At 75.4% G+C, this 19,046-nt stretch carries 15 protein-coding genes, 1 tRNA gene and 1 pseudogene; 12 read left to right on the forward strand and 5 right to left on the reverse strand.

What is annotated here, in order from left to right; translation table 11 throughout:
- Positions 1-268, forward strand: a 268-nt coding sequence (locus tag ACWEQL_RS09120) for an AMP-binding enzyme (protein ID WP_452149549.1), incomplete at its 5' end; no start/stop codon positions are given.
- Positions 269-417: 149 nt separating this feature from the next.
- Positions 418-3,390, forward strand: a complete 2,973-nt coding sequence (locus ACWEQL_RS09125) for an AAA family ATPase (protein ID WP_452149550.1) — start codon at positions 418-420, stop codon at positions 3,388-3,390.
- A 75-nt stretch (positions 3,391-3,465) separates the two neighbouring features.
- On the opposite strand, the gene ACWEQL_RS09130 is transcribed toward ACWEQL_RS09125, so the two are convergent.
- Positions 3,466-6,231: a BTAD domain-containing putative transcriptional regulator gene (locus ACWEQL_RS09130; RefSeq protein WP_452149551.1), complete on the reverse strand. Its 2,766-nt coding sequence runs from the start codon at positions 6,229-6,231 to the stop codon at positions 3,466-3,468.
- A gap of 352 nt (positions 6,232-6,583) precedes the next feature.
- On the opposite strand from ACWEQL_RS09130, the pseudogene ACWEQL_RS09135 reads away from it, so the two are divergent.
- Positions 6,584-6,685, forward strand: a pseudogene (locus tag ACWEQL_RS09135) (hypothetical protein); the annotation flags it as partial.
- Positions 6,686-6,735: 50 nt separating this feature from the next.
- On the opposite strand, the gene ACWEQL_RS09140 reads toward ACWEQL_RS09135, so the two are convergent.
- Positions 6,736-7,443, reverse strand: a complete 708-nt coding sequence (locus ACWEQL_RS09140) for a DUF461 domain-containing protein (protein ID WP_452149552.1) — start codon at positions 7,441-7,443, stop codon at positions 6,736-6,738.
- Positions 7,444-7,940: 497 nt separating this feature from the next.
- Here ACWEQL_RS09140 and ACWEQL_RS09145 point away from each other — a divergent pair, with 497 nt between their 5' ends.
- From ACWEQL_RS09145 to ACWEQL_RS09170, 6 genes are all read left to right on the forward strand, one after another.
- Positions 7,941-8,423, forward strand: coding sequence for a CarD family transcriptional regulator (locus tag ACWEQL_RS09145; RefSeq protein WP_030244332.1), 483 nt, complete (start codon positions 7,941-7,943; stop codon positions 8,421-8,423).
- 316 nt (positions 8,424-8,739) lie between these two features.
- Positions 8,740-9,492 carry a 2-C-methyl-D-erythritol 4-phosphate cytidylyltransferase gene (gene ispD, locus ACWEQL_RS09150; RefSeq protein ID WP_452149588.1) on the forward strand — a complete coding sequence of 251 codons (753 nt, stop codon included), beginning with the start codon at positions 8,740-8,742 and terminating at the stop codon, positions 9,490-9,492.
- On the forward strand, positions 9,482-9,973 hold the full coding sequence (ispF, locus tag ACWEQL_RS09155) for a 2-C-methyl-D-erythritol 2,4-cyclodiphosphate synthase (protein WP_452149553.1): 492 nt from the start codon (positions 9,482-9,484) through the stop codon (positions 9,971-9,973). Before ispD ends, ispF begins: the two co-directional genes overlap by 11 nt.
- A 217-nt stretch (positions 9,974-10,190) precedes the next feature.
- Positions 10,191-11,585, forward strand: a complete 1,395-nt coding sequence (gene cysS, locus ACWEQL_RS09160) for a cysteine--tRNA ligase (protein ID WP_452149554.1) — start codon at positions 10,191-10,193, stop codon at positions 11,583-11,585.
- Positions 11,586-11,669: 84 nt separating this feature from the next.
- On the forward strand, positions 11,670-12,662 hold the full coding sequence (gene rlmB, locus ACWEQL_RS09165) for a 23S rRNA (guanosine(2251)-2'-O)-methyltransferase RlmB (protein WP_452149555.1): 993 nt from the start codon (positions 11,670-11,672) through the stop codon (positions 12,660-12,662).
- Between the two features lie 210 nt (positions 12,663-12,872).
- Positions 12,873-14,597, forward strand: a complete 1,725-nt coding sequence (locus ACWEQL_RS09170) for a DoxX family membrane protein (RefSeq protein WP_452149556.1) — start codon at positions 12,873-12,875, stop codon at positions 14,595-14,597.
- A gap of 139 nt (positions 14,598-14,736) precedes the next feature.
- Here the strand turns inward: ACWEQL_RS09170 and ACWEQL_RS09175 are convergent, their stop codons facing one another.
- The 3 genes from ACWEQL_RS09175 to ACWEQL_RS09185 form a co-directional block, all read right to left on the reverse strand.
- A complete protein-coding gene (locus tag ACWEQL_RS09175) occupies positions 14,737-15,510 on the reverse strand; it encodes a nucleotidyltransferase family protein (protein WP_452149557.1) in 774 nt (257 codons plus the stop codon).
- 149 nt (positions 15,511-15,659) lie between these two features.
- Positions 15,660-16,106 carry a hypothetical protein gene (locus ACWEQL_RS09180; protein WP_452149558.1) on the reverse strand — a complete coding sequence of 149 codons (447 nt, stop codon included), beginning with the start codon at positions 16,104-16,106 and terminating at the stop codon, positions 15,660-15,662.
- A gap of 193 nt (positions 16,107-16,299) precedes the next feature.
- Positions 16,300-17,391, reverse strand: coding sequence for an ABC transporter ATP-binding protein (locus tag ACWEQL_RS09185; protein WP_452149559.1), 1,092 nt, complete (start codon positions 17,389-17,391; stop codon positions 16,300-16,302).
- A 297-nt stretch (positions 17,392-17,688) separates the two neighbouring features.
- Here ACWEQL_RS09185 and ACWEQL_RS09190 point away from each other — a divergent pair.
- From ACWEQL_RS09190 to ACWEQL_RS09200, 3 genes are all read left to right on the forward strand, one after another.
- Positions 17,689-17,762, forward strand: a tRNA-Thr gene (locus ACWEQL_RS09190).
- Positions 17,763-18,101: 339 nt separating this feature from the next.
- Positions 18,102-18,335 (forward strand): hypothetical protein, encoded by a 234-nt coding sequence (locus ACWEQL_RS09195; RefSeq protein ID WP_452149560.1) that lies wholly within the window; start codon positions 18,102-18,104, stop codon positions 18,333-18,335.
- 161 nt (positions 18,336-18,496) lie between these two features.
- On the forward strand, positions 18,497-19,024 hold the full coding sequence (locus ACWEQL_RS09200) for a methylated-DNA--[protein]-cysteine S-methyltransferase (RefSeq protein ID WP_452149561.1): 528 nt from the start codon (positions 18,497-18,499) through the stop codon (positions 19,022-19,024).
- Positions 19,025-19,046 lie beyond the last annotated feature (22 nt).

Consider the following 19,046-nt stretch of genomic DNA (forward strand, 5'->3'; position numbering starts at 1 on the left):
CGCCTTCGTCATCCTCCGTGGCACCGCCACCGAGAGCCCCGAACTGACCGAGGACCTGCGCGCCCACGTCGCCCGCACCCTCGGCCCGATCGCCAGGCCCAAGCAGATCAAGGTCGTCGCCGAACTCCCCAAGACCCGCTCCGGCAAGATCATGCGCCGCCTGCTGCGCGACATCGCCGAAGGCCGCGAGGTCGGCGACACCACCACCCTCGCCGACAGCACCGTCATGAACCTGATCATGTCGAAGCTGCCCGCCGACGAGAACTGAGGCGGGGACGGACGACTTATCGGGCGATTACACGCGCCCGACAGGATGCAGGTCCGGCCGGATCGGGCGGGTCGCCGTCGACCCGTACGACCCGGCCGGTCCGCCGGCCACCGGCCGGCCCGGACCACCGACCAGCACCCTGAGCACCGATGCCTGATCTCCCCGCCCCGAAGCCCGCCCCCACGACGACCCGTCCGTCCCCGCCGGCCCGCCCCCATCCCCACTCCCACCCCCGCCTCCGCGGCGCCGGGCCGGTCACCGCCGCGCCGCGCCGCCGCTCCGACGACCCCCTGCTGATCGGTCGGGACGGCGAACTCGACGCACTGGAGGGGCTGTTGCGACAGGACGCGGCGGACGGGACGTTCGTCCTGATCCAGGGCGGCTTCGGCACCGGCCGGACCGCGCTGCTCCGCGAGGCGCTCGGACGGGCCCGGCGCGAGGGCGCCACCGTCCTGTCCGCCTGGGCGGACCCCTCCGAGCGGGACCTGGAACTCGGCGTCGCCCGCCAGCTGTTCGAACCGGTGCTGCTCGGCGCCGGCGACGACCCCGACGCCCCGCCCGCCGCCGGACTCCGGTGGCCCGACGACCCCGCGACCCCGGCCACCCCCGTCGGCGACCCGGCCGCGGTGACACCGGCCGCGGCGACGCCGGATGTGGTGACACCGGCCCTGCTGCACCGGCTGACCGCCCGGCTCGCCGCCCGCGGCCGCCTGGTCATCGGCGTCGACGACCTCCAGTGGGCCGACCGGGCCTCCCTGCTCTGGCTCCAGCGGCTGCTCCGCCGGGCCGACGGGCTGCCGGTGACCGTCGTCGCCACCGTCGGCCCCGCACCGGCGACCGCCGACCCCGACCTCCTCGGACGGCTGGCACCGCTGTTCCGCCACCGGATCGCGCTGACCGCCCTCGACGAGGAGTCCGTCGCCGCCGTGACCGAGGAACTCCTCGGCGAGCCGGGGGACGACGGGTTCCGCGAGACCGTACGGGCCGCGACGGCGGGCAACCCGTACCTGCTGCACACCCTGCTGCGCGCGATCAAGGCCGCCGGGAACGGACCCGACGAGCGGACCGCGGCCCGGCTCACCCGCTTCGTCCCGGCCGACGCGGGCCGGGCCCTGCACCCGCTCGTCAGCACGGCGGGGCCGCACGCGGCGGCCGTCGCCCAGGCGGTCGCCGTGCTCGGCGGCACCCCGGCCCTCGACGTGGTCGCCGCCGCCACCGGCCTGCCGGACGCGGCGGCCCAGGACGCCGTGCACGCCCTGGAGCGGACCGGCCTGATGCGCCGCACCGGGCACGCCGCAGGCTTCGTCTGCCCGGTGATCGGGGTCGCCCTCGCCGCCGACGTCCTGCCCAGCGCCCGGCAGGACGTGCACGTCCGCGCCGCCGAACTGATGCTCGCCCAGGGTGTCCCGTGCGAACGGACCGCGGTCCACGCCCTCCACGCGCCGCTGGGCCTGCCCTGGGTGCCCGAGGTGCTGGAGCGCGCCGCCGCGCAGGCGATGCGGGCGGGCGCCGCCGACCGGGCGGCCGAGCTGCTGCGCCGCGCGCTGCGCGAGCCGCTGGAGGACGAGGTGCGGGCCACCCTGGTGATCCGGCTGGGCGAGGCGGGCCTCACCTACGACGTCCCGGAGGCCGTCCGCAACCTGTGGCTGGGCCTGGAGCTCTCCCACGACCCCGCCGAGCGGGCCGCCGCGGCCCGCCGCCTGGCCGGCGCGCTGTTCGCCCTGGACCGCTACCCGGACGGGCTGAGCGTGCTCGAACGCACCGCCGCCGCCCTGCGCGCCGACGACCCCGGCCTCGCCCTGCGGCTGGAGGTCGACCACATCTACGCCGGCCTCCACCAGGCCGAGTCGGCACCCGGCGTGCTGCCCCGGCTGACCGGGCTGCGGACCCAGGACGCGGCCGGCACCTCGGCCGAACGTCCGCTGGCGGCGCTGCTCGGCCTGCGCGCGATCCTGCGCGGCGGCTCACCGGCCGAGGCCGTCACCCTCGTCCGGCAGGCGCTCACCCACGGGATGAACCCGGCGGACGACGAGTCCTTCGTCTACTCCGGCGCCGTCCTCCTCCTCGGCGCCACCGGGGAGACCGAACTGGCCCTCGACCACGCCGACGCGGCGGTCGAGCAGGCCCGTACCCGCGGCTGCGCCTTCACGCTCGCGCACAGCCGCGTCATCCGGGCGAACGTCTACGGCCAGCTCGGCCGCCTGACGGACTGCCAGGACGAGGCGCGGGCCGCGCTGGCCGAGCTCGGCGAGATCGGCGTCGACCCCCGGCACATCCACAGCGCCCTGGCGGCGGCCACCCTGACCGACGCGCTGGTGCTGCAGGGCCGGCTCGACGAGGCGCAGGCGGTCCTGGAACGCGCCGGCCTGACCGCCGAACTCAACGGGCACTGGATCAACGACTACGCCCAGCTGATCCGCGGCCGGCTGCGGGCGGCCCAGGGACGGCCGCGGGAGGCGCTCGCCGACTTCCGCGAGTGCGGCCGGCGCACCGAGGCCCGGGGCATGCGCTGCCCGTGGATCTACCCCTGGCGCTCCGAGGCCGCCCTGGCCGAGGTGGCGCTCGGCGAGCACGGCCGGGCCCACGCGCTGGCCACGGAGGAACTCGAACTCGCCCGGCGCTGGGGCGCGCCCGAGGCCGTCGGCGCGGCCCTGCGCGCCCTCGCCCTCGCCACCACCGGCCCCGACGGGCTGGGCCTGCTGCGCGAGGCCGTACGGACCCTGGCCGGCACCCCGGCACGCGCCCGGCACGCCCAGGCCCTGGGCGACCTCGGCGCCCAGCTGCGCCGCGCCGGACGGGTGGCCGAGGCCCGGGAACGCCTGAAGGAGGCCGTCACCGCGGCCCACCGCTGCGGGGCCGCCCTGGTCGCCGACCGGGCCCTGGAGGAGCTCCGCGCGGCCGGCGACCGCCCCCGCACCCGGACGTTCCACGGGGTGGGGGCGCTCACCCCGACCGAGCACCGGGTGGCGGGCCTGGCGGCCGGCGGCATGACCAACCGCGAGATCGCCCAGCACCTCTTCGTGGGCCTGCGCACCGTGGAGGTGCACCTCACCCACGTCTACGGGAAGCTCGGCATCGACGGACGCCCCGGGCTGGCCGGGGCGCTCGCGCCGTCGGACTGACCGCGCCCGGAGCCCGGCCCGGCCGTGGATGACGCAGGGCCAGGGCGCGCAGTATCGGCCGCGGGTCACCCACGGTCAGGGCGCGGAGGCCCGGCTGCGGGCGAGCAGGTCGAGCGCCGCCGCCTCGATGTCCTGGCGGTACAGCTGCCGGCTGGCCGTCACGGACTGCCCGGCCCGCTCCGCCGCCTCGGCCGGGCGGCCGGCGTCCAGGTGGCAGCCGGCGACGTTCAGCAGTGCCCACGGCCCGAACACCGGGAAGCCGTGGACACCGGCCAGCGCCAGTCCCCGTTCGTGCAGCGCGATTGCCCGGTCGGGCTCGCCGAGGCCGCGGGCCACCCGCCCGCCCGAGTGCAGCGCGTAGACCTCGCCGAAGGGGTCGTCGAGCTCCCGGAACAGGGCGAGGCTCCGTTCGGCGGCGCGCTCGGCCGATCCGGGGTCGCCGAGCGCCAGGTGCCAGACGACGCTGGTGGCCAGGGCGTTCGCCTCGGTCCAGACGCTGCCGCACTCGCCGGCCAGCCCGACCGTCTCCGCGTGCAGGACCAGCGACTCCTCGGTGCGCCGCCGCAGATGGGCGATCATCGCGCGGACGTTGAGCGCCTCGGCCAGCACGGGCAGGTCACGGCAGGCCCGGGCCCGTTCGACGGCCCGTGCGGCGACCGGCTCGGCCTCGTCCAGCAGGCCCAGCTGCATCAGGCCGCCGCCGAGCATGTAGCCGGCCCGGCCCTCGGCGCGGGCGTCGCCCCGGTCGGCGGCCTGCCGTACGGTGCGGCGGCAGACGCCGATGAGCGCGCGCCACCGGAACCCGTTCTCCAGGTGCGGGTCGACGGCGAGCAGCAGGTCGGCGACGGCCCGGTGGGCCCCGTCGACGCCGAGGGCCTGCTCGGCCAGGGCCAGGAGGTTGCCGTCCTCCTCGTCCAGCCAGCGGCGGCCGCCCGCGCGGTCGGGCAGCGCCGTCGCGAGCCCCGCCACGGTCCCGATCACCTCGGGGACGGCGTGGCCGGGCCGTACGGCGCGGTACGCCTCGGCGGCGGTGGCCACGGCCTGGTCGACCATCCGCAGGAGCAGCGCGTCCCGCTCCCGAGGGGCGTCCAGGGCCTCGGCCCGGGCCTGGGCGAACAGCCGCAGCAGGTCGTGATAGCGGTACCGGTCGGGCGCGGGGGACTCCAGCAGCCCGGCGTGGACCAGGTCCTCCAGGACGTCGAGCGCGTCCTGCTGGTCGAGGTCCAGGGCCGCGGCGGCGGCCGGCAGGGACAGGTCGGCGGTCTGCGGGACGGCCAGCAGCCGGAAGGCGCGCGCCGCACCGGGCGGCAACTGGTCGTAACTGAGCCGGAAGCAGGCCTCCACGGCGAGGTCGTGCAGGCTCAGCTCCGCCAGCCGCTGCCGCCGGTCGGCCAGCCGGGCGCCGATGGCCTCCAGCGACCAGTCCCGGCGCAGGGCGCTGCGGGCGGCGACGATCCGGATGGCCAGCGGGAGGTGGCAGCAGGCGGCGAGCAGCTCACGGGCGGCCTCGGGTTCGGCCCGGACCCGGTGGCGGCCGGCGATCCGGGAGAACAGTTCCAGCGACTCCTCCGGCTCCAGGACGTCCAGGTCGACCTGCCGGGTGGGGGCCAGGCCGAGCAGCCCCGAACGGCTGGTGACGAGGACGGCGCCGTGCTCGGAGCCGGGCAGCAGCGGGCGCAGCTGGGCGAGGTCACGGGCGTCGTCCAGGACGACCAGGACGCGGCGCTCGGCCAGCAGCGAGCGGTACAGCGCCGAGCGCTCCTCGGTCCGTTCGGGGACGGCGCCCTCGGGCACGCCCAGGGACCGCAGGAAGTGGGCCAGCACCGCGCCGGGCTCCATCGGGTCGGGGCGGCCGCCGCGCAGGTTGACGTAGAGCCGCCCGTCGGGGAAGCGGTGGCGCACCCTGCGGGCGACGTGGACGGCCAGCGCGGTCTTGCCGACGCCTCCCATGCCGGCCACCGCGACGATGGTGGGGGCGAACGCCGAGGGCGTCTCCACCAGTCGCACCAGGGCCCCTGCCAGCTCCTCCCGGCCGGTGAACTCCGTCGCCTCGGCCGGGAGTTGATCGGGGGCCCGGGTGTCGGCCGGTACGGGGCCGTCCTGCCGGATCCGCTCGTACAGCTCGCGCAGCGCGCGGGTCGGCTCGACCCCCGGCCCGCCGTCCAGGGCGCGGCGGACCCCGGCGAACGCCGCCAGCGCCTCGGAGCGCCGGCCGCTGCGGTGCAGCGCCGTCATCAGCAGCGCGGCGAACCCCTCGTGCAGCGGGAACTCGGCGACCAGGGCGGTGAGTTCGTCCAGGTGCTCGGTGTGGTGGCCGAGCTCCAGATCGAGTTCGAGGCGCTCGTGCAGGACGGTGAGGCGGTGCTGGGCCAGCCGCTCCCGCTGCCGCTCGGCATGGCCGCCGGGGACGCCCGCCAGCGGCGTGCCCGTCCCCAGCTCCAGCGCCCGGCGCAGCAGGGCCGCGGCCCCGGCGGGATCGCCCTCGGCGCGGAGCCGCGCGGCCTCGCGCGTCAGCCGCTGGAGGACCGCGAGGTCGGTCGCGTCGGGCGCGAGCCGCAGGGCGTAGCCGCCGCCCGCCGAGACCAGCGTCCGCGGCGCGCCGCGGTCCTCCTCCAGCGTGGCGCGCAGCCGGGAGACGTGGTTGCGGATCGCCGCGACGGCGTGGTTGGGCGGCTCCTCGCCCCAGAGGCCGTCGATCAGCTCCCCGGTGGTGACCGTGCGGCCGTCGGCCTCCGCGAGCATGGCCAGTACCGCCTGCCGCTGGGCAGGGCCGAGCGGCAACTCGGCGTCGCCGCGCCACGCCCGTACCGGGCCGAGCAGGGTTATCCGAAGGTTGGTCACGCGTCTTCCGTCCGTCCGTCCGTCCGTCGCCGTCGTCCCGGCCGCCGCGGTCGGGCGGCGGTGAACGAGTCGGGTCAAACTACCCGTTCCGCGCGTCGCCGGGCGCCCGGTGCCGGATGACGGGACCGGGCGGACCGGGCGGACATGGGACAATTCCGCCGAAGCCGTCGCACCGGCGGGTGCCCGGCGAGGGCAGGTGTCCGGCGACGGGGGAGGGGGCGGGGGCGTGGAGGGACTGCGGGTCTCCGTACTGGGGCCCGTGCGGGTCCGGTAGGGCGGCCGGGACGTGCCCGCCGGTTCCGGGCAGCGGCAGGCCGTGCTGGCGGTCCTCGCGCTGCGCGCCGGGCAGGTCGTGACGGCCGGCGAACTGGCCCGCCTGGTCTGGGGGGAGAGCCCGCCGGCCTCCGTCGGCGCCGTGGTGCGCAACCACGTCTCCAAACTGCGGGCCGCGATCGGCGCCGTCGGCGGCGACGCCACCGCGATCCTGGTGTCCCGGGGCGGCGGCTACGCCCTGGAGCTCGCCGAGGGCGCCCTGGACGCCGCGGAGTTCGACCGGCTGGCGGCCGCGGGGCGGCGCCACCGGGCGGACGGGGAGCCGGCGGGCTTGGTCGGCACGGCCGCCGGGGACTGGCCGGCCGCCGGGGTCTGGACCGCGGCCGGGCTCGGCGTGGTGGCCGGGACGGCGGGGGCGACCGGGGCGACCGTCGGGCCGTAGCCCTTGTAGAGGCCCTTGTCGGTGGTGACCGCGGCCTCGGCCTCGACCTTGCCGGTCTTGAAGGTGAAGACGGTCGGGACGTAGCCGCCCACGTGCACGCTGGCCGAGGCGAGCTGCGCGGTGGGGTTGCCCTTGCCGCCGATCGCGACCGAGCCGCCGGCCGGGACGAGGATCGCGGGCACCGCGGCACCCTTCTCGTCGGTGAAGGTCGCGGCGGAGCCGGTGCCCACGGTGACGGACTGCAGCTCGACCGGCACCGGGCCGCTGTTCGCGATGTTGACGACCACGGTGGCGGGGCCGGCGTGCTCGCCCGCGGCCTGCTCCGGGGTGACGACGACGATGTTGTTGAGGAGGACGTTGGGGCTCAGCGTCGCCGAGACGTTGTCCGGCTTGATCTGGAGCGTCTCCGGGGTGTTGCCGGCCGCGCAGGACGACAGCGGGGCGATGGCCAGGGCGGCGAGGGCGGCGATGCTGCCGCGTCGAAGGCTGCGGCTCACGGCGGCGGCTTCTCCTAGTTCACGTGTCGGATGGTCAGGTCTCAGATTATCGACCACCCTTATGCGCTCCTCACGGGGGAGGTCCCGTGTCGCGCCGAGCTTCGCCCGGCGCGCCGCGGTGGCGCCGTCCCGGGACACCCGGTCGGCGGATCGGGCGGTGCCGCCGGCGCCCCGGACGGGGGAAGGGCGCGTCCGAACCGTTCGGGGACGCCCCGGGTCCGGCGCGCCCGGACCCGACCAAGATCGGATAACGATCCGGAAACGGCCCGATAAACGGTGAAAGCCCAAGATCCAATCGCGGTTTCGGGAGTGTTGCCGTGGGTTTCGGCAGGCGCCGGAACGGCCTCCGACCTGCGGGAAGCCGCCCTCGAACATCGGTCGCAGCACGTCATGGGGGTCCTTGTCAAGCCCCGAGACCTGCCCTGACCTGCGAAAACGCTCTTCGGGTGGGCCGAAAGGCGTGTTATTCTGGAAAGCCACGGAAGGGGTCCTGTCACATGACGTTCAAGGTTGGCGACACGGTGGTCTACCCCCATCACGGGGCCGCGCTGATCGAGGCCATCGAAATTCGCCAGATCAAAGGTGTGGACAAGACCTACCTGGTGCTCAAGGTGCAGCAGGGAGACCTGACGCTCCGCGTGCCCGCCGAGAACGCGGAGTTCGTCGGCGTGCGCGATGTGGTCGGCCAGGAGGGTCTGGATCGGGTCTTCGAGGTGCTGCGCGCACCGTACACCGAAGAGCCGACCAACTGGTCCCGTCGCTACAAGGCGAACCTCGAGAAGCTCGCCTCGGGTGACGTTATCAAGGTCGCCGAGGTTGTGCGCGACCTTTGGCGTCGCGAGCGCGAGCGCGGTCTGTCGGCCGGTGAGAAGCGGATGCTCGCCAAGGCTCGTCAGATCCTGGTCAGTGAGCTCGCGCTGGCCGAGAACACCAACGAGGACAAGGCGGAGACGCTGCTCGACGAGGTGCTCGCCTCGTAGTGCGGGGCTCTCGCCCACCATGCTCGCAGCGCCCGGATGCCGGCGCGCCGCTCACCGGTCCACGTGGCCGGGAGTGGTGCAGTGGCACCTCGGGCGCTGAGGCGTGTCCGGACGGCCGTACCGGCCTACACCCCGCGCCCGGTCGTACGGCGGCCGCCCAGGTGGCCGCGGTGTCCGCGGCACGGGTCGCGCCGCCGGGATCGGACGGGTCGGAGGAGCGTTTCTGCGGGCGCCGGTGGACCGGTGGTCTTCGGAAGGGGTCCGTGCGCCCGTCGTGCACGCCATGGCCATACCCACTTCGCCGAAGGAGTGAAACCTGAACACCGCAGCAGCAGTCGCAGCAGCAGTGGTGCCCGCCGCCGGACGCGGTGAGCGACTGGGGCCCGGCGCCCCGAAGGCCCTGCGGGAACTGGGCGGGGTGCCGCTCCTGGTGCACGCCGTCCGGGCGCTGGCCCGCAGCCGGGCGGTCGGCCTGGTGGTGGTCGCCGCCCCGCCGCAGGGCGTGGCCGAGGTGGTCGCCCTGCTGGACGGCCACGGGCTGGACGACAAGGACGTCCGGGTGGTCGCCGGCGGCTCGACCCGGCAGGAGTCGGTCCGGCTGGGCCTGGCCGCGATCCCCGCCGAGGTGGAGGTCGTGCTGGTGCACGACGCCGCCCGCCCGCTGGTCCCGGTCGAGGTGGTGGACGCGGTCGCGGCCGCCGTCCGCGCCGGGGCCGAGGCCGTGGTGCCCGCCGTACCGCTGGCCGACACCGTCAAGCGGGTCGAGCCGTGCCCCGGCGGTCCCGAGCCGGTGCTGGACACGCCCGACCGGGCGACCCTGCGCGCCGTGCAGACCCCGCAGGGGTTCCGCCGCGCCGTGCTGGCCGAGGTGCACGCCAAGGCGCTCGCCGAGGAGACCGCCGGCACCGACCTGCCCCCGGTCACCGACGACGCCGGCCTGGTCGAGCGGTTCGGCGGCCGGGTGGTCGTGGTGCCCGGCCACGAGGAGGCGTTCAAGGTGACCCGTCCGCTGGACCTCGTGCTCGCCGAGGCCGTACTCGCCCGCCGGAGGGCCTCCGATGGCTTCTGACCCCGTGATCCCCCGCGTGGGCGTCGGCACCGACGTGCACGCCTTCGAGGCCGGCCGGCCGCTGCACGTGGCCGGGCTGGAGTGGCCGGGCGCCGAGTACGGCCTGGCCGGGCACTCGGACGCCGACGTGGCCGCCCACGCGGCCTGCGACGCGCTGTTCTCGGCCGCCGGGATCGGCGACCTCGGCGCGCACTTCGGCACCGACCGGCCCGAGTGGTCCGGCGCCTCCGGGGCGAAGCTGCTCGGCGAGGCGGCCCGGCTGGTCCGGGAGGCCGGCTTCGAGATCGGCAACATCGCGGTCCAGGTGATCGGCGTCCGCCCGAAGATCGGCAAGCGCCGGGACGAGGCGCAGGCGGCCCTGTCGGCCGCGGCCGGCGCCCCGGTGTCGGTCTCCGGCACCACCACCGACGGCCTGGGCCTGACCGGCCGGGCCGAGGGGCTGGCGGCGATCGCCACCGCCCTGGTGTACGAGCGGCGCTGAGCCGTACGCCGGCCCGGACGCGCCCCGTGCGCGACCGGGCCGGGAGCGCCGCCCGGTGACGGTCGTTCAGCGGCCGCCGCGGGCGGGCGGCCACGGCACCGGCGGGGTGGCCGGGACGGGCGGCTCCGGCGGGACGCGCCCCGATATCGGCCCGGTGATCCCCTTGACATTCCGGAATGTCGCGGGGCACCCCTTGCCGCCCACTACGCTTGACGCTGTGAGCATTCGCCTGTACGACACCAGCACCCGCCAGGTACGCGACTTCGTCCCGCTTGTACCGGGTTGTGTCTCGATCTACCTGTGCGGCGCGACCGTCCAGGCGCCCCCCCACATCGGGCACATCCGCTCGGGCCTGAACTTCGACATCATGCAGCGGTGGTTCGCCCACCGCGGCTACCGGGTGACCTTCGCCCGGAACGTGACCGACATCGACGACAAGGTCATCGCCAAGGGCCGGCAGGCCGGCATCCCGTGGTGGCAGATCGCCTACGCCAACGAGCGGGCGTTCAACGACGGCTACACGGCGCTCGGCTGCCTGCCGCCCACCGTGGAGCCGCGGGCCACCGGGCACGTCCCCGAGATGATCGAGATGATGCGCGGGCTCATCGAGCGGGGCCACGCCTACGCCGCCGACGGCAACGTCTACTTCGACGTGCGGTCGTACCCCGGCTACCTGGCGCTCTCCAACCAGAAGCTGGAGAACCTGCTCCAGCCCGAGGGCGAGGGCGAGACCGGCAAGCGGGACAAGCGCGACTTCGCGATGTGGAAGGCCGCGCGGCCCGACGAGCCGAGCTGGGAGACCCCGTGGGGCCGCGGCCGTCCCGGCTGGCACCTGGAGTGCTCCGCGATGGCGCACAAGTACCTGGGCGGGGCCTTCGACATCCACGGCGGCGGGCTCGACCTGATCTTCCCGCACCACGAGAACGAGATCGCCCAGTCCAAGGCGTTCGGCGACGACTTCGCCAACTTCTGGGTGCACAACGCCTGGGTGACCATGAGCGGCGAGAAGATGAGCAAGTCGCTCGGCAACTCGGTGCTGGTCTCCGAGATGGTGCAGCGCTGGCGGCCGATCGTGCTCCGCTACTACCTGGCCGCCCCGCACTACCGCTCGATGATCGAGTACAGCGAGGAGTCGCTGCGCGAGGCCGAGGCCGGTTTCGGCCGGATCGAGGGCTTCATCCAGCGGACCGTCGAGCGCTGCGGGCCGGTCGAGCCCGCGTCCGACGTGCCGCCGGCCTTCGCCGAGGCGATGGACGACGACCTGGGCGTGCCCCAGGCGCTCGCCGTCCTGCACACCGCCGTCCGCCAGGGCAACAGCGCCCTCACCGCGGACGACAAGGAGAACGCGGTGGCGCGGCTCGCGGAGGTCCGTGCGATGCTCGGAGTGCTGGGCCTCGACCCGCTCGACCCCCACTGGGCCGGCGCCGAGCGCGGTGAGGACCTGCACGGCGTGGTCGATTCGCTGGTCCGCCTGGTCCTGGACCAGCGGCAGGCGGCCCGGGCCCGCAAGGACTTCGCCACCGCGGACGCCATCCGCGACCAGCTCGGCGTGGCCGGGCTGGCGATCGAGGACACCCCGTCCGGCCCGCGCTGGACGATCAACAACCAGTAGCCCGCACTCGACGGGTGAGGGTGGGCCGTACCGTGGCGACGGTGCGGCCCGTCCGTATGACGAGAAGAGACAGGAAGTACAGCCATGGCCGGCAACAGCCAGCGCAGGAACCGCCGCAACCCCGGGTCGAAGAAGGGCGCGAGTGTCGGTACCGGCGGCCACAGCCGGAAGGGTCTCCAGGGCAAGGGCCCGACCCCGCCCGGCGAGGCCCGCAAGGGTCACCCGAAGCAGCGCGCCGCCAACGCCGCGATCAAGCGTGAGCGGGACGCCAAGGCCCGGGCCGGCATGCGCCGCGCCGGCGGTGGCGGCCGGGGCGGGCGGGGCGGCGCGGGTGCCGCCGAACTGGTCTTCGGCCGCAACTCGGTGGTCGAGGCGCTCCAGGGCGACGTGCCGGCCAACGCCCTGTACGTCCAGCAGTTCATCGACACCGACGACCGGGTGCGCGACGCCTTCCAGGCCGCCAACGACCGCGGCATCCCGTTGATGGAGGCCCCGCGCGCGCAGCTGGACCAGATGACCGGCGGGATGAACCACCAGGGCCTGGTGCTCCAGGTCCCGCCGTACGAGTACGCGCACCCCGAGGACCTGCTGGAGGAGGCCGCCGACTCCGGCCAGGACGCGCTGATCGTGGCCCTCGACGGGGTCACCGACTCGCGCAACCTGGGCGCCGTGGTCCGCTCCGCCGCCGCCTTCGGCGCACACGGCGTGGTCATCCCCGAGCGCCGCGCGGCCGGTATGACCGCGGGTGCCTGGAAGACCTCCTCCGGCGCCGCCGCCCGACTGCCCGTGGCCCGTGCCACCAACCTCACCCGGGCCCTGGAGGCGTACCAGAAGGCCGGACTGATGGTGGTCGGCCTGGCCGCCGACGGCGAGGCCGAGATCGGTGACCTGGAGGCGCTGACCGGCCCGGTCGTGGTCGTCGCGGGCAGCGAGGGCAAGGGCCTGTCCCGGCTGGTCTCGGAGACCTGCGACCTGCTGGTGCGGATCCCGATGTCCGGCCTGACCGAGTCGCTGAACGCCGGTGTCGCGGCGGGTGTCGTGCTGTACGAGGCGGCCCGGCTGCGTGCCAAGCGCTGAGGTGCCCGGCCGGCTGAGCACCGTCGAGGCGTCGGCGGTCTAGCACGGCGGAGCGCGTCCGGGAGGCGGACGCGCGGAGTGTGCCGGGACTTCGCGGCAAAGCGATCGGGCCTGACCGGGCCCGATCGCTTTTCTCATGATCATTTCAAGGGCGCGCCGGGAATCCACCCGGGAGAGTGTCCTAACCGGGTGTCACCCGGTTAGACGGGTGTGGACACCAGAACACCTCGGCGCCCCCTGCTGGGCGGTGGCAGCACCGGGATAGACGCGGGCCCCGGCCTCTACACGGTCAAGGTGCCGTCCGACCCCTCGCGCCTCAGCAGTACCCAGGCGAGCTTCCGGCTCCGGCTGGCCACCCCGGTGGCGCCGCTGCTGGACGCCCCCGCCGCGCTGCTGTCGTCCGGCGCCGCGTTCGGCGACCCGTACGCGGGACAGGGCCTGATCCGCCGTCCGCTGGTCACCCCCCAGGTGATCGTCCCCGCCTCGGCCGTCCCGGCGCTCGCGGGCGCCGGCGCGGGGACGGGCGCGCCCCGCCGCAAGGGCCGGGTCACCGCGGTCACCTGGACCGGTCAGACCGCCCCCGGCGACCTGGCGGCCACCCGGCTGCTGGAGGCCGTCCGGCTGACCGGCGCGCCGACCCCGATCGGCGCCGGGGTCGGCACCGGCGGGCGCTCCGGCGTCCTGGCGGGCGGTCACCCCGGCGGCGCGGTCGACGCGGAGACCCAGGTGCTCCCGCCGTACGGCGGCGCCCGGACCGTCCCGCGCCAGCCCCGCGAGGGCGCCGGCACCGCCACCGAGGCCGGCGTCGGCCCGGTCGGCGCGCCCCAGGGCTGGACCCCCAGCGGCGAGCTGCCCGAGGTCTCCGCGACCGGGGGCGACTCCCGGCACGCCTGGTACCCCGGCCGCCGGGTGGACCTCGGCCTGGTGCTGCTGCCGCTGCGCGTCGTGCTCGGCTCGCTCTCCGTCTACGCCGGGTTCAGCAAGCTCTGCGATCCGGTGTACTTCGACGGCGGCGACCGCGGCTCGATGATGCGCTGGCTCTCCTCGCTGCACCCGTGGAAGGTCGCCGAACCGCTGCTCGACTTCGCGATGGCCCACCCGGTCGGCGCGGGCCTCGCGGTGTCGTTCACCGAGATCGTGGTCGGCGTGCTCACCATCCTCGGCCTCTGGCAGCGGTTCGCCGCCGGGGCGGCGATGCTGCTCTCCGCCGCGCTGCTGTTCACCGTCGGCTGGCGGGCCGGGCCGGCGTACGACACACCCGACCTGATCTTCCTGGCCGCCTGGAGCCCGCTGCTGATCGCCGGCGCGCCCTTCGGCTCGCTGGACGGGCGGCTCAACCTGGAGGCCTGGCGGCGGCACGGCTCCGGTTCGCCCGCCGCCGTACGCCGCCGGGTGCTGCGCCGGGGCTCGGTGGTCACCGCGGTGGTGGTCGGCATGACCCTGCTGCTCGGCTCCCTGCTGGGCGCCGCGGTCCGCACCGGCGGCCGTCCGCAGCCGGCCCCGACCCGTCCGGCCACCGACTACGGCACCCCGGTCTGGCCGGGCTCCGGTCCCTCGGGCGGCCCGGACCGCAATGCGCCGCCGGTCTCGCACTCGCCGACGCCGTCCCGCCCGGCCACCCCGTCGTCCGGCGGAGCGGCCGGTGGCCAGTCCACCGCGCCGGCCGCGCCCAAGGCCTCGACGACGCCGAGCGGCAAGGCTCGCTCCGCCAAGCCGGAGAGCGGCGCCGGTGCGTCCCCCGCGGCCGGCGGGTCGACCCCGGCCGGGTCCTCGCCCGCGCCGCGCACCACCACCGGGCCCAGCGGCACGGCGCCCAGGCCGAGCCCCAGCGGCGGCTCCGGGGTGCTGGGCGGCCTGCTCGGCAGCGGCCCGATCGGCGGGCTGGCCGGCACCCCCGACCGGGACGCCCGGCCGGGAGCCGGCACGGCGACCTGACGCGCGGCGGGACGGGAACGGAACCGGCCGGGTGCCCCTGGGGGCACCCGGCCGGTTCCTCGTGGTGCGGCTCAGGGGGCCTGTACGGGCGGCTGACCGGGCCTGCTCCACGGCTCGTGGACCCGGTCGGGCTTCCGGCCTACTGGGGCGTGCGGCCGGCGTTGGAGGCGAGCTCCTTGGCGGCCTCGGTGAGGTCCTTCGCGGTGTCGATCGCCCGCCAGTACACGCCCTGCGGCAGCTGGTAGCCCGCGAGCCGCTTGCCGCGCGCCAGCTGGGGGAAGGTGGTGCGCTCGTGGTCGCCGACGTCCGGCAGCAGCTCGGTGAAGCCGGGGCTGAAGACGTACAGGCCCGCGTTGATCAGGAAGGGCGAGGGCGGCGCCTCGATGAAGTCCAGCACGTTGCCGAACTGGTCGGTCTCCACCGCCCCCCACGGGATCCGCGGCCGGGCCAGCGCGAGCGTCGCGACGGCGTCCCGCTCGTGGTGGAAGGCGGCCATGTCGCGCAGGCTGAAACGGGTCCAGATGTCGCCGTTGGTGGCGTACCAGGGCTCGTCCGGGCGGGGCAGCGCGCGCGCCGCGTACTTGAGCCCGCCGCCGCGGCCGAGCGGCTCCGCCTCCACGACGGTCCGCACGTTCAGCGGCAGGTCGGCCTTGTCGAGCCACTCCTGCAGCACCTCGGCCAGGTGCCCGCAGGAGATGACCGCGTCGGTCACCCCCTCGGAGGCCAGCCAGGCCAGCTGGTGACCCAGGATCGGCGTGCCGGTGCCCGGGATCTCGACCAGCGGCTTCGGCCGGTCGTCCGTGTAGGGCCGCAGCCGGGAGCCCTGTCCGCCGGCCAGGATGACGGCCTGGGTGACGAGGACCGGGGGCTGGGGCAGCGGCACGGGCTGCGGAGGCGTGCTGTCAGCGGTCATGCCTGAACAATAGGGGCGCCGGGGCCCCCGCCGGGCGGGTTCGCCCGGCTCCGCGGACGGGGCGGCGGAGGGCGCAGCTCAGCGGGGGTACGGGCGCCGGGGGCGCCGGGCGTGGGGTGGCCCGGAGCGTCGGGGCGGCTCGGGGCGGGTCAGCCGGCCGCGCCGGTGGCGAAGGAGCCGTCGCAGACCGGGCGGGCGTAGGACCGGGCGCGCTGGACGTCGCCCTGGTACTTGCGCACCGCGGCCCTGCCCAGCTCGACCGCGAGCGAGGAGCAGTACGGCGTGAGCGAAGGCTGCTCGCGCATCGACCGCTCCAGCAGGTCCAGCGCGGTGGCCGGGGTGTGCGCGCGCAGCTCGTCCAGCAGGACGACCCGCAGCGCGTCCTTCGGCGCCAGCCCGTCGGTGGCCGGCCGGTTCGCGGTGCCGGCGCGGCCGATCGCGGCGCCGTCCTCGCTGGAGGCGGCCACCACCTGCTGGTCGAGCGCGGTCGGCGGAGCCCACGGCACCCTGGTCACGGCGAGGGTGCCGGTGGTCACCAGGACGACGGGCAGGGTCAGGGCGACGGTCTGGCCGATGCGGCGCACAAGCTGCTTCACACCGGCGAGAGTAGCGCTGGGTGCGGCCGGTATCGCCCTCCGTTACACCATCGAGTGACCGATGTCCGGGTTCGTCCCGTCACGGAGTTGACGCGCGCTCCGTGCACGTCCCTCCCCCGGGGGGGCACGAAGCGGCCGAGCCCCGTACGGACCGGGCGGGTCCGTACGGGGCTCGGTGGTGCGCGCGGGTCGGTCAGTTGCTCAGGCGGGCGCCCGTGGTGGTCGAGAAGACGTGGGTCTCGTTGGCGACCGGCACGACGTGGATGGTCTCGCCGCGCTGCGGGATCTGCCGGCCGTGCACGCGGACGACCAGGTCCTTGTCCACGCCGCCGACCGAGGTGGTGCCGTACACGAAGCCGTCCGCGCCGAGCTCCTCGACCACGTTGACGGTCACCGCGACGCCCTCGAGGCCGCCGCCCGGGACGACCTGGAAGTGCTCGGGGCGGATGCCCACGGTCACGGTCTTGTCGGTGCCGGCGCCGGCCAGGTCCTCGCGGGAGATGTTGATGACCGAGCCGCCGAACTTCACGCCGCCGTCCACCAGCGGCACCTCGACCAGGTTCATCGCGGGCGAGCCGATGAAGCCGGCCACGAAGAGGTTGGCGGGCTTGTCGTACATGGTGCGCGGGCTGTCGACCTGCTGCAGCAGGCCGTCCTTGAGCACCGCGACGCGGTCGCCCATGGTCAGCGCCTCGACCTGGTCGTGGGTGACGTACACGGTGGTGATGCCCAGGCGGCGCTGCAGGCCCGCGATCTGGGTGCGGGTCGAGACGCGGAGCTTGGCGTCCAGGTTGGACAGCGGCTCGTCCATCAGGAAGACCTGCGGCTCGCGGACGATCGCGCGGCCCATCGCGACACGCTGGCGCTGACCGCCGGAGAGCGCCTTCGGCTTGCGGTCCAGGTAGTCGGTGAGGTCGAGGATCTTCGCCGCCTCCTCGACCTTGGTGCGGATCTCCGACTTGTTGACGCCGGCGATCTTGAGCGCGAAGCCCATGTTCTCCGCGACGGTCATGTGCGGGTACAGCGCGTAGTTCTGGAACACCATGGCGATGTCCCGGTCCTTCGGCGGCAGGTGGGTGACGTCGCGGTCACCGATGCGGATCGCACCCGCGTTGACGTCCTCCAGGCCGGCCAGCATGCGCAGGCTGGTGGACTTGCCACAGCCCGAGGGGCCGACCAGGACGAGGAACTCGCCGTCCGCGATCTCCAGGTCCAGCCCGTCGACCGAGGGCTTGGAGGCACCCGGGTACACACGGGTGGCCTTGTCGTACGTCACAGAAGCCATGACTGTGCTCTCCTTCACCGGCAGGAACGTGCCGGACGATCCGAGTAAAGGTTGGATTGTCGTGCCGCCGGCCCGCTCCGTACTGGTCTGAACCACCGGGCGAACCAACTCCCCGCGACGCTACCCGCGCTTTCCCCGCTTGTCAGCCCCCATCCCCGCCGAATTCGGCATCGGTTCCATCACGTCCCACCCACCCCACCCCTCCCGACCTTCGCCCCGGATATCCCGCCCCCTCCCCACCCCGGCCCGGTAGACTTCCCCCGGTGCCGCCGTGATCCGTCGCGGACGGTCACCATTGCCTCCTTAGCTCAGCTGGCCAGAGCACCGCTCTTGTAAAGCGGGGGTCGTCGGTTCGAACCCGACAGGGGGCTCGGGTGCAGTACGTGACGAGGGCCGGTTCCTGGGATCCAGGGGCCGGCCCTTCGTCGTGTTCCGGGGCGGGCGAGGGGCCGGGGGTGGTCAGGTGGTGCGGAGTTGACGGAGCGTTCAGGGCCGGTCGGCGGGGGCCGGCGGGCGGGTGTGGGCGGCCAGGAGCTCGGCGGCGCGGCGGTAGGAGAGGCGGGCGCGGCCGGCCAGGTGGAGGGGGGAGCCGGGCGGTCGCGCTCCGCCGGCGCAGGGGCGGCCCGGAGGGGCGTTCGCCCCGGTGGGCGGGGCCGCCGGGCCGGCCGTACCGTGGAGGTGGCGGGGGTGTGCACGGAGGAGGTGCAGTCATGCCCGGTTCGCTCACCATCGGCCACCACGAGGCCGCGGTCGTGATGGACCACACGGACGCCAAGCGGCTCGTCACGGTGCTGGACGAGATCGCGTACCTGCTGGAGATCCCCGGGCCGAACCGGCTCAACGACGCGCAGCTGAGCGCGCTGTGCGAGGGCCGGACGGCCGACCGGGCCGAGCTCGTGCGGTGGACGCGCGGGCTCGCCGCCGAGCTGAAGGGCCGGCTCTGACGACGACCGCACGTCCGGGCGAACCCCGGCGCCCCGGGACCGGCCCGCCGTACGATGGCGCGCGGGGCGGGCGGCCGGCGCGTGCCCTGCCCGCGTCGTCGTGGACGGCGGCCGGGGTGGACGACGGGGGGCCGAGCGTGCCGATGGCGGACAGGTCGTCGATGTCCTGGATCACCGTGCAGACCCCGCTGCCCAGCGGGCCGATGCACATCGCGGTGACCCCGCGGGGCGTCGCCGCCGCGGGCTACCTGGGGCACGAGGGCGAGCTGCCGCGCTGCACCGACGAGGCGAAGATCGGCGCGGTGACCGGCCGGATCGGTGAGTTCCTGGCCGGCCGCCGCCGTGAGTTGGGGCTGCCGATCGACTGGAGTCTGAGCACCGGGCCGCACCGGGCCGTGCTGCAGGCGCTGTTGCAGGGCGTGCCGTACGGAAGCACCGTCACCTACGGCAAACTGGCCGTCCGCAGCGGGGCGTTCGGAGAGGTGGACGAGCCGGGACTGGCGGCCCGCACGGTCGGGCAGATGATGGCCGCCAACCCCGTCGCGCTGCTGGTGCCGTGCCACCGGGTGGTGGCGGCGGACGGGATCGGCGGCTTCGGCGGCGGCCGGGTGGGGATCGAGGTCAAGCGCTGGCTGCTCACCCTGGAGGGTGTGCTGGAGCCGACGCTGGACTGGAACGGGCCCCTCTAGAGCGGGAGTCGTCCCGGCCGGG

This window comes from Kitasatospora sp. NPDC004240, from assembly GCF_053603215.1.